Raw genomic sequence first — 11,232 nt, 5'->3', positions numbered from 1 at the left:
GCATACAATGTACAGATAGCAGTAGAGAATTATTTTATTGTACATAGTTATGTAAGTAATGATCGTACAGATTATAATACATTAATTCCGGTCCTTGAAAAGCATAAGGAAGCATTTGGAGAAGTACTTGAAGAAGTGACAGCAGACAGCGGTTATTGTAGTGAGAAAAATCTCTTATATCTAAAAGAAAATAAGATAGACAGTTATATAAAACTGCAGGATCATGAGAAAAGAAAAACAAGAGCATACAGTAAAGATATAGGTAAATACTACAACATGAAGACAATGGCATTTGAGGATGAACAAGTCTATATCTGCCATGACGGTCGTGAACTGAGACATATCAACACTGAAAAGAAAAAACAGAATGGTTATACACAAACATATGAAGTATATGGATGTTCAGACTGTAGTGGATGTGAACATAAGTCTAAATGCTTATACAAATATAATCCTGATAAAGATATTGATAAGAACAAAGTGATGAAGATCAATGAAGTATGGGAAGAGCTTCGAGAGAAGTCACATGCTAACATACAGAGTGAAAAAGGTATTCTGAAACGACAGACACGCTCTATTCAAACGGAAGGTCATTTTGGAGATATTAAAGAAAATGAAGATTTCCGACGCTTTAACTATCGTTCTTCAGATAAGGTATATAAAGAATTTATGCTTTTTGCAATAGGAAGAAATATAAACAAATATCATCGTTTTCTCTACGCAAAACTAAAGAAATTTGAAGGAAAAATACAGGAGAAAACCGCATAGTAAAAAATGCAAAAGCAAAATCTCAGCCAAGGGGGTTTTGTGCCCAAAAATAGACAGCATAATAGAAAAACAAAATATCCTGACAAAGTCACAAAGCCAAAATGCCTTGTACTTGTCAGGATATTTCTATTTAGTTCTGTAGGGATTAAAATTCAGTATTTCCCGACAGCCCCTTTCTTCTTGTTTTAGGACAAGTCACTATCTCTTCTTAAATACCAAAAGCATTGCTCCGCATGAAGATATCAGTAATATCATATATTTGAAAAGGTCTGTATTATCTGAGGTCTTAGGTACCGGTCTTCAACATTTTGTTACATGCAAACAGCCTCTAAAGCCTTGTAAACAAAGGATTTTCGATGTCAAATTTTTCTTATTTTATTGTTGTATTATATGATACCTGACTTCCGTCGTTTCTCTCAAAACCTAGTACTCTAGGTATCCAAGAGCATGCAGTTTTGAAAGAAATTGTCGACTTCAGCTTTGGTTAAATAGAGGGCATCAAGGTTACTAAAACCAACCAGTTTTTTAACCTTTTCGTTAACGGCCCGGTCTCTTGATATATTGATATATGTATTATCACCCTAAAATCATGCATAAAGTTGATCAAGTCATAAGAGTTTATTTTATTCTTGAAGCACTTGATTTCTAATACTCTTAAAAGAAACAAGCTAAGGTATCATATCAAAAAATGCCCATAGATTGTTTCTTTTTTCTGTAAGTAAACAGGCCCGCTTTGCAAGGTTAGGATTATAAGAAACGATACGCTTTTCTTTTACAGAGAACCTTGTAACACTCTCTTTTCCTGTTTCCGGATCGATCTCTTTAAAATTGTAATCAAAGCTGTCAATACATGATTTAAGACGAAAAGATATATTACCTCTTTCATCAGTGTAATTGGAAAAGACATTTGTATCATTCTCAAGTAGAACCCATTTCTTTTCCTTTTCACTTAGATTCTTACCATGTATTGATTTTGAAAATATATAGCCGTCATTAGCTTCTTTAACTGCAGCATAAATATTTCTTGCACAATTAAGTCCTTTATCAGCCACCTGAATCGTCTTGCCTGATACGTCGTGCCTTTGCTTCATTTCTTCAATGACTTTTCTAATGTATGGCTTTTCCGATTCATTTCCGGGATACATTTAAAAAATACATTGCTTAGATCCCTTTTAGAATACCTTTCAAAGGAAAGGAATTGACCGTATTTCCCTAAATATAAGATTTATGGCGATAATGGTTAATTCCTTTTTGAGTACAGTTTTGTATTGGTTAGGTAAGATAATATTTGCAATATAGGGGTGTAAGTTGCAGTGTTTACTATATGCAAAGAAATAACTGCTGATATAACCTGCCCACGCAATACCGTCACCTGCTTAATATATCCTGCAGGGCATCTGAATCCAGTATTTTGATTACGGGGGGATTATAAAAAATAATTTTCTCGGATTCCAGGTGGCTTAATTCCCGGTGCAGGGAGGTTCTGGATACATTCATAAGCATTGCCCATTTTGAAATGCTGTCAGGAATTGTGACAGTATCTTTACCTGATTGACAGGACTGCATTAAAAGCCAAAATGCCGCTTTTTGTGCGATGCCTCCATAGGAGAGCAGCTCAAGTCTTTGTTGAAGCATATAAGTTGCAGTGGAAATTTCGGTGGTGAAATTTTGTAATATGCATAGATTTAATTGCATAAGCTTTAAAAGCTCATCTCTATGTAAGAGCATTATCTTTGCAGGCTCAATTGCAACTATATCGCAGGGATATTTTCGACTTTTGGAAAAAACGGCGGCAGGTCCTATAATATCTCCGGGATTTCGTACAGAAACATCCACCTGCCTGCCGTTTGGAAAATTCTTCCTTGCCTCTACGCGACCTTCTAAAATAATCCCTATACGATTGGCGGTATCCATAAAATTAAACACGGTATTTCCTTTGTCATAGTATTTAACGGTGGGGGAAATAATTCCAAAGATATCTGAAATTTCATCTTCTCCCAAACCCTTAAATAATGAACTGTTTTGAAGAATTGAATAATACATATTGTCTCCATAGTTTTTTGTTGTTTTTATTATACATGAAATCTGTATCTGGGAATACAGATTTTTTGATATTATAGTAGTATAATAAAGACAAAATAAAGGAGGTCAAGATATGAGCGTTACAAATTGGAAAGATAAAGTTTCAAGTTTTAAGCAAATTGATGTAAGAGGAATTCAAGGCAATTTCTTTTTGGGATTAAAAAAGCAGGCTATGGATGTAGCGGCAGGCGAGGGAATAACCGTTATTCAGTCCTTTGATCCCATACCTCTTTATGAAGTAATGGAGGGGTTGGGTTTTGAATATTATACGGAGAAAAAAGCCGAAGGTGAGTACCATGCTTATTTTTACCGAGTGGAAGTAAAGCAGGAAGAAAAAGATATTCCTATGCGTCCGGCGGCACTTACAAATATGCCTTTGATTGATGAGAAATTAGGGGATATAGCTGTAAGTTTCTGGGATTTGACATGGAATGATGAACATAGATATCTGCCGTATGAAACAAGGCTCTTATTGTCATTGACCAATGCAGTGGGAGCAGGCAGAATGCGTCAGGCAACAAGAGAGCTTGTAAAGGCATATATTCACGGGCTTGACAGTGCGGCATTTGATGATGTTTTTGAACTTCTTGTATGGAATCAGGGAATAGGTTATTTTAGTTCGGAGATAGGTCCTTCCACACTTTTTGCAGCATATAAGACCATAAAAAATATGGAAAAGCAAAACAAAGCAAGGGGCGAGATTTGTGAAACATTAAAGGAAAAATTCGGAGAGAAGAATCCGGATGTAAAGGTGTGATATATGAAAGAAAAAGTGGGTGAAGTATTTTCTATAGCAAGGGATAATGAACCTGTTGCCGGTTGTACTGTTTCAAAGGCGGTATATGAGGGAGCAAATGATATAATATATTTTTCTTTGGCAGAGAATACGGATATAAGTGCCGAAATATATCCCTACCATAAGCTACTTATAGTGGCTGAGGGAAGGATGAGTGTTTATGGTGATAAGGGTTTTATAAGAGAGCTTGAAACAGGAGACTGTATTATAACAATGACAGATACACCTGTGGGAATGAAAACAAATAATGGAGCCGTGTATACGGAAATATCAATAAGGAGAGAAGATATTATGAATAACAGTGTTAAAGCGGGAGAAGTTTTTAAATTAGCGGATTTAGTACCATATGCGGATGGAAAGATTGTAAATATGGATGTGGTTCATAATGATAAAATGAAATTTATTGTTATGGCATTTGATGAGGGTGCGGCACTTTCAGAACATGCAGCACCGGGGGAGGCAATAGTTTTTGCCCTTGACGGCGAGGGCGTAATAGGTTATGAGGGAAAGGAGCATGTTATAAAAGCAGGTGAAAATTTCCATTTTGCAAAGGCGGGACTTCACTCGGTAAGAGCAACAAAGAAATTTAAAATGGCATTATTACTTACACTTGAATAAAAGAAAGTGGGTGGGCACATGAGAAAAAAAGTAAAGGGAAATGTAAGCTGGGTAGGATATATTGATTGGGAACTGGAGAGTTTTCATGGCGATGATTATTCCATAAAAAACGGTTCCAGCCAAAATGCCTATCTTATAGAAGAAGAAAAAACAGTATTGATTGACACTATATGGACACCTCATAGATTTGACTTTGTAGAGAATCTAAAAAAGGAAATAGATTTAAGCAAGATAGATTTTATAGTTGCCAATCATGGAGAATGTGATCATTCAGGTTCCCTTACCGCACTTATGGAGGAGATACCTGATACTCCGATTTATTGTACTGCATCAGCTGTAAAAAGTATTGAAGGTCAGTACGGAAAGCGTGGCTGGAACTTTAATGTGGTAAAGACCGGAGACAGCTTGGATATAGGAAACGGTAAAAAGCTTGTATTTGTAGAAATGCGTATGCTTCACTGGCCGGACAGTATGGCGACATATATGACAGGAGACAATATTTTATTTTCAAATGATGCCTTCGGACAGCATTATGCAGTAGAGGAATTGTTTAATGACAAGGCGGATCAGTGTCTTTTGTGGAAGGAGGCAATGAAGTATTTTGCAAATATATTGACTCCTTTTGCTCCTATACTTACCAAAAAGCTGGAGGAAATCACAGGTTTTAATCTGCCGATAGATATGATTGCACCTTCGCATGGTGCAATATGGAGAGAAGATCCGCTGAAAATAGTTAAAAAGTATGGGGAATGGGCAGCTGACTATCAGGAAGATCAGATAACCATAGCGTATGATACAATGTGGGAAGGAACTACAAAGATTGCACATAAAATAGCTGAAGAAATTCATGCTAAGAGTCCCGATACTGTAGTAAAGGTATTTAATATCTCAAAGTCGGATAAGAATGAGGTTATGACTGAAATCTTTAAGTCAAAGGCAATTGCGGTGGGTTCTCCTACAGTCGGAAACAGCATATTAAGCAGTGTGGCAGGCTGGATGGAATTTTTAAAACAGCTTAAGTTTAAAAATAAAAAAGCGGCAGCTTTCGGTTGTTATGGATGGTCGGGAGAGTCTGTAAAAATTCTTAAAGAGCAGCTTGCAGGAGCCGGATTTAAAGTGGCTGAAGAAAATATAAAAGTTTTATGGAATCCTAAGGAGGAAGATTTTAACAAGGTACCGGAACTGGTTGAAAGTTTATTATAGTATAAAGGAAATCTAAAGCTTCATTAACCGAATAGATTGAAAGGTTAAAATTTATTAAAGAATCGGGTAGGGGATGTCTCTACTCGATTTTTGTTGTAAAATCATAAAAAAAATTAACATATTCCGAAGGTATTTTTAATGTACAGCTTATATAACCTGACTTCCGTCGTTTCTCTCAAAACCTAGTACTCTAGGTATCCAAGAGCATGCAGTTTTGAAAGAAATTGTCGACTTCAGCTTTGGTTAAATAGAGGGCATCAAGATTACTAAAGCCAACCAGCTTTTTAACCTTTTCGTTAACGGCCTGGTCTCTTGATATATTGATATATGTATTATCACCTTTATTTACAACCCTAAAATCACGCATAAAGTTAATCAAGTCATAAGATTTTATTTTATTCTTGAAGCACTTGATTTCTAATACTCTTAAAAGAAACAAGCTAAGGTAGCATATCAAAAAATGCCCATAGATTGTTTCTTTTTTCTGTAAGTAAACAGGCCCGGCATCCAGGTACGATTTTGTAAGTCTAAAAGCTTCCTCGATTTTCCATAGGCTATGGTATCTCTTATATACCTGTAATGGCTCCATGTCTATCTCGGATGTCACTAAAAGGTTATATCCTGCGTATTTAAGATCTTCATCAATCTTAGATTTATTTAAACCTATTATAGGCTTTATTGTCTTGCCTGTACTATCTTTAGTTATGATGTCTACATATTTAGCGCAATCTCCAAGTTCAGCCTTAGCGATATTTTTGTATGTAGAAAACTTTGAAGCTTTATCGACCATTTTCATTATTTCAAGCCTTTGTTTCTTTGCAAGGTTAGGATTATAAGAAACGATACGCTTTTCTTTTACAGAGAACCTTGTAACACTTTCTTTTCCTGTTTCCGGATCGATCTCTTTAAAACTGTAATCAAAGTTGTCAATACATGATTTAAGACGAAAAGATATATTACCTCTTTCATCAGTGTAATTGGAAAAGACATTTGTATCATTCTCAAGTAGAACCCATTTCTTTTCCTTTTCACTTAGATTCTTACCATGTATTGATTTTGAAAATATATAGCCGTCATTAGCTTCTTTGACTGCAGCATAAATATTTTTTGCACAATTAAGTCCTTTATCAGCCACCTGAATCGTCTTGGCTGATACGTTGTGCCGTTGCTTCATTTCTTCAATGACTTTTCTAATGTATGGCTTTTCCGATTCATTTCCGGGATACATTTGCATGGAAACAGGTACGAGATCGGCATCTAAAAGTAAAGCTTGCCCTATTATCGGGGAGTGCCTATTCTCTTTTGGAGGTCCCTTTTGCTTGTCATCACTAGGGATATCAATTTCAAAGTAATAATTAGTGCAATCAAAAAATACATTGCTTAGATCCCTTTTAGAATGCATTTCATAAGAGTGATTAAATAAATCAATATACTTTTTATAAGATTCTCCTAGAAAAGAACACCCGTCATATACTTGATCTTCAGATATTGTTGAGCTGCCATAAAGGTATGGAAAGACATGAGAGGCTGTCTTTGACTTAGAGCATGGTGATATAACCCTCGCATAAATAAGTTGTGTAATTAGGTCAAATACAGAGAACTGAAAACGCATTTGAGAAGCAAGTATATCAATAGTTTCCTTAACATTAAGCTCATCAATTAATGAGTAAAGTAAGAAGTGCCCTATATTAAGTTCAACAGGGGTGGAAAATGCACGAGGACGGGATTCTTCAGAAAGAATCTTTGTTCTGTTCTCGTTTTGCTCTTTTACATAGTCACTGTAAAATTTAACAGGATCCGGAATCTCAGCTGAAATCAAATCCTCAACATAACCAAAAAATTTTTTCAAATTTTTTGAAATATTTTTTATATCAGAAAAGCCTTTAAAATAAAGGATTTAAAAAATTGTATAAAATTAAATAGTTTATCAGAAATTTAAAACGTCGGAATTTTCATAGTACTTCGGCGGAAGACGGCATTGGCAGTTTTCTTATCATCAGTATTTTTCATCGTAATGCTTGACTCAAATACTGTATTCCACCCTATATTGGCATTTAGGAAATCTATTATTTAAAATCTAAATATATACTTTACTTTTTTGGTTTTATATAATAAAATTAGTAGGCTATTAACACAATATATTGTGCTGATATCGTATTACTTCACAATATATATGTATAATTTTAAGGAGTGTTTAGAAATGATAAAAGTTTATGGCAAGGAAAACTGTGGTAAATGTGTATCTTTAAAGGGAATATTGGAGAATAAGAACCTTGAATTCGAGTACATCGAGGACATGAAAACACTTATGATAGTTGCAAGTAAAGCAAGAATTATGAGTGCTCCTGTAGTGGAATACAATGATCATGTGTACTCAATGGAAGCCTTCTTACAGGTGATCTGATGTCAAACGAAAAAAGAAAGGTTATCAATCGAGATAACATAATCGAAGATCTTAATATAGAAAAAATCAGAGAAAAGCTCTTAAGGGCCTGTGACGGCCTTGACGTGAATATGGTTGAGCTTGAGAGTAATATAGACTCAATATATGAGGAAAACATCACCACTCAAAAGATCCAGGCATCTTTAATAAACACTGCCGTCACCATGACAAGCTTTGAAGAAAGTGACTGGGCATATGTGGCAGGTAGACTTCTTATGATGGAAGCTGAAAGAGAAGTTTTCCACTCAAGAAATTTCTCTTACGGTGATTTTTCAAGAACTATAAAGCATATGGTTGAACTTGGCCTATATGATGAAAGACTGTTAACCTATAGCAAAGAAGAATTGGATCAAATTGCCCCACTTATAGATATAGACAGAGATATGGTCTATGACTATGCCGGGGCAAACATGCTTGTTAACAGATATTTAATTAAGCATGAAGGCAAAACTTATGAACTTCCTCAGGAAACATTTATGGCAATATCCATGATGTTGGCTTTAAATGAAGAGCCCGGTGAAACCAGAGTAAATATAGTAAAAGAGTTCTATAATGCATTGTCACTCAGAAAGCTCTCACTTGCAACTCCTATGCTTGCAAACCTTAGAGTCCCTAACGGAAACTTGTCATCATGCTTTATTACAGCAATAGATGACAATATAGAGTCTATCTTCTACAATATCGACTCTTTGGCAAGAATCAGTAAAAACGGCGGTGGAGTCGGTGTAAATGTCTCAAGAATAAGAGCAAAGGGATCTATGGTAAACGGTTATTACAATGCAAGCGGCGGTGTTGTACCATGGATCAGAATAATAAATGATACGGCTGTTGCCGTAAATCAGCAGGGAAGAAGAGCCGGAGCCGCTACAGTGGCTTTGGATACCTGGCATTTGGATATCGAGTCATTCCTTGAACTTCAAACCGAAAACGGCGATCAAAGAGGAAAAGCCTATGATATCTATCCACAGGTAGTATGTTCCAATCTCTTTATGAAGAGAGTTAAAAATAATGAATCCTGGACTTTACTTGATCCATATGAAATAAGAAGAAAGTACGGTGTTGAACTTTGTGAGCTTTATGGTTATGAGTTTGAATCAATCTATGAAAAGATTGAAAAGGACGATAATATCAAGCTTAAAAAGGTTTTAAATGCCAAAGATCTGTTTAAGAGCATTATGAAAACTCAGCTTGAAACCGGAATGCCTTATATCTTCTTTAAAGACAGAGCAAATGAGGTGAATCACAACTCTCATATGGGCATGATAGGTAACGGAAATCTCTGTATGGAGAGTTTTTCAAACTTCAAACCTACTATAAATTTTGAGGAAAAAGTTGATGGCAATACGGCTGTCAGAACAAGTGATATGGGTGAGATTCACACTTGCAACCTTATTTCTCTTAATCTGGCCGAACTTACCTCTGATGAGATTGAGAAGCATGTCTCCCTTGCAATAAGAGCTTTGGATAATACTATAGATTTGACAGTTACTCCTTTAAAGGAATCCAATAAGCATAACTTGCTTTATAGAACTGTAGGTGTCGGTGCAATGGGACTTGCCGACTATCTGGCAAGAGAATATATGATTTATGAAGACTCTATAAATGAGATAAATGAGCTGTTTGAAAGAATAGCACTTTATTCTGTAAAGTCTTCCGCATTGCTGGCAAAGGAAAGAGGAGCTTACAAGGCCTTTAAGGGTTCTAAATGGGATCAGGGTATATTCTTTGGCAAGAAAAGAGAATGGTACGGAGCAAACTCTAAATTCAAAGATGAATGGAATGAGGCTTTTTATCTGGTAGAGGCTAACGGTCTAAGAAACGGTGAGCTTACAGCAATAGCACCTAATACTTCCACATCTTTGTTAATGGGATCGACAGCTTCTGTAACTCCGACATTCTCAAGATTTTATATTGAAAAGAATCAAAGAGGGGCAATACCCAGAACGGTTAAGCATTTGAAGGACAGAGCATGGTTCTATCCTGAGTTTAAAAATGTAAACCCTATCAGCTATGTAAAGATAATGGCAAAGATAGGTTCATGGATAACACAGGGTGTATCTATGGAAATGGTCTTTGACTTAAACAAAAATATTAAAGCAAAAGATATTTATGACACTTTAATGACTGCCTGGGAAGAAGGCTGTAAGAGTGTTTATTATATAAGAACAATTCAAAAGAATACGAATACTATTTCAGATAAAGAGGAGTGCGAAAGCTGTAGTGGATAGAAAGAAATTATTTAATCCGGCAGGTGATGATACATTAAGTGCAAGGAAAATTATAAAGGGTAATTCAACAAATCTTTTTAACCTCAATAATGTCAGATTTCAGTGGGCCAATCATCTTTACAGAACTATGATGGCAAATTTCTGGATACCTGAGAAGGTGGATTTAACCAAGGATAAAAATGACTATGAAAATTTGACCTTACCTGAAAGGGAAGCCTATGACGGAATACTTTCATTTTTGATCTTCCTTGACAGTATACAGACAAATAATATTCCTAATATTTCAGACCATGTTACAGCACCTGAGGTGAATTTATTGCTGGCTATACAGACTTTCCAGGAGTCCATTCACTCTCAATCTTATCAGTATATAATTGAGTCAATACTTCCAAAGCAGAGCAGAGATCTGATCTATGACAAATGGAGAGATGATAAGATATTATTTGAAAGAAACAGTTTCATTGCAAAGATCTATCAGGATTTTATAGATAATCAGTCCGATGAGAACTTTGCTAAGGTCATAATAGCAAACTACTTGCTTGAGTCACTGTATTTCTATAACGGCTTTAACTTCTTCTATCTTCTTGCAAGCAGGAATAAGATGGTGGGTACCTCTGATATTATAAGACTGATAAACAGAGATGAGCTCTCACATGTTGTTTTATTTAGAAGTATTGTTAAAGAAATAAAGAATGATTATCCTGAATTTTTCTCTACAGAAATAATCTATTCCATGTTTAATACCGCTGTTGAGCAGGAAATCAACTGGACAGAGCATATAATAGGAAATCGTGTACTTGGCATAACTTCTCAGACAACTGAGGGTTATACAAAATGGCTGGCTAACGAAAGATTAAAGTCTTTAGGCCTTGAGCCTCTATATTCAGGTTTTACTAAAAATCCTTATAAGCATTTGGAAAGATTTGCCGATACCGAAGGCGAAGGTAATGTTAAGTCCAATTTCTTTGAAGGAACAGTTACCAGTTACAATATGAGTTCTTCCATTGACGGATGGGAAGATTTCTAAACAGTAATCAGGCTGTCTGCTTACAATTAATAATCGTAAGCCGGCAGCTATTTTTTATTTCTAATTA

8 protein-coding genes and 2 pseudogenes are annotated in these 11,232 nt (G+C 35.6%); 7 read left to right on the top strand and 3 right to left on the bottom strand.

Annotation, left to right across the window (positions count from 1 at the left end):
* Positions 1 to 768, top strand: a 768-nt coding sequence (locus EHV10_RS13785) for a transposase (RefSeq protein ID WP_148092619.1), incomplete at its 5' end; no start/stop codon positions are given.
* A 431-nt stretch (positions 769 to 1,199) separates the two neighbouring features.
* On the opposite strand, the pseudogene EHV10_RS15655 reads toward EHV10_RS13785, so the two are convergent.
* Together EHV10_RS15655 and EHV10_RS13775 are read right to left on the bottom strand one after the other, a co-directional pair.
* Positions 1,200 to 1,913 (bottom strand): annotated as a pseudogene (locus EHV10_RS15655) (IS1634 family transposase); the annotation flags it as partial.
* 223 nt (positions 1,914 to 2,136) lie between these two features.
* Positions 2,137 to 2,811 (bottom strand): Crp/Fnr family transcriptional regulator, encoded by a 675-nt coding sequence (locus EHV10_RS13775; protein ID WP_128675141.1) that lies wholly within the window; start codon positions 2,809 to 2,811, stop codon positions 2,137 to 2,139.
* Positions 2,812 to 2,923: 112 nt separating this feature from the next.
* Here EHV10_RS13775 and EHV10_RS13770 point away from each other — a divergent pair, with 112 nt between their 5' ends.
* The 3 genes from EHV10_RS13770 to EHV10_RS13760 are packed head-to-tail and all read left to right on the top strand — an operon-like array spanning position 2,924 to position 5,467.
* Positions 2,924 to 3,607, top strand: coding sequence for a DUF2249 domain-containing protein (locus EHV10_RS13770; protein WP_009220507.1), 684 nt, complete (start codon positions 2,924 to 2,926; stop codon positions 3,605 to 3,607).
* A 3-nt stretch (positions 3,608 to 3,610) separates the two neighbouring features.
* Positions 3,611 to 4,264 carry a cupin domain-containing protein gene (locus EHV10_RS13765; protein WP_009220508.1) on the top strand — a complete coding sequence of 218 codons (654 nt, stop codon included), beginning with the start codon at positions 3,611 to 3,613 and terminating at the stop codon, positions 4,262 to 4,264.
* Positions 4,265 to 4,282: 18 nt separating this feature from the next.
* Positions 4,283 to 5,467: an oxygen-binding di-iron domain-containing protein gene (locus EHV10_RS13760; protein ID WP_128675140.1), complete on the top strand. Its 1,185-nt coding sequence runs from the start codon at positions 4,283 to 4,285 to the stop codon at positions 5,465 to 5,467.
* A gap of 190 nt (positions 5,468 to 5,657) precedes the next feature.
* On the opposite strand, the pseudogene EHV10_RS13755 reads toward EHV10_RS13760, so the two are convergent.
* Positions 5,658 to 7,310 (bottom strand): annotated as a pseudogene (locus tag EHV10_RS13755) (IS1634 family transposase); the annotation flags it as partial.
* Between the two features lie 357 nt (positions 7,311 to 7,667).
* Between EHV10_RS13755 and EHV10_RS13750 the strand changes: the two are divergent.
* From EHV10_RS13750 to EHV10_RS13740, 3 genes are read left to right on the top strand one after another with little or no spacing between them, the layout of a single operon-like run.
* Positions 7,668 to 7,871, top strand: a complete 204-nt coding sequence (locus tag EHV10_RS13750) for a glutaredoxin family protein (RefSeq protein WP_009663585.1) — start codon at positions 7,668 to 7,670, stop codon at positions 7,869 to 7,871.
* Positions 7,871 to 10,138, top strand: coding sequence for a ribonucleoside-diphosphate reductase subunit alpha (locus EHV10_RS13745; RefSeq protein ID WP_128675139.1), 2,268 nt, complete (start codon positions 7,871 to 7,873; stop codon positions 10,136 to 10,138). The genes EHV10_RS13750 and EHV10_RS13745 overlap by 1 nt, the downstream gene beginning before the upstream one ends.
* A complete protein-coding gene (locus tag EHV10_RS13740; protein ID WP_128675138.1) occupies positions 10,131 to 11,165 on the top strand; it encodes a ribonucleotide-diphosphate reductase subunit beta in 1,035 nt (344 codons plus the stop codon). The genes EHV10_RS13745 and EHV10_RS13740 overlap by 8 nt, the downstream gene beginning before the upstream one ends.
* Positions 11,166 to 11,232: the final 67 nt, after the last annotated feature.

Origin of the sequence: Lachnoanaerobaculum gingivalis, assembly GCF_003862475.1 — a bacterium.
Classification (GTDB): domain Bacteria; phylum Bacillota; class Clostridia; order Lachnospirales; family Lachnospiraceae; genus Lachnoanaerobaculum; species Lachnoanaerobaculum gingivalis.
This window is presented reverse-complemented; position numbering and strand designations above follow the sequence as displayed.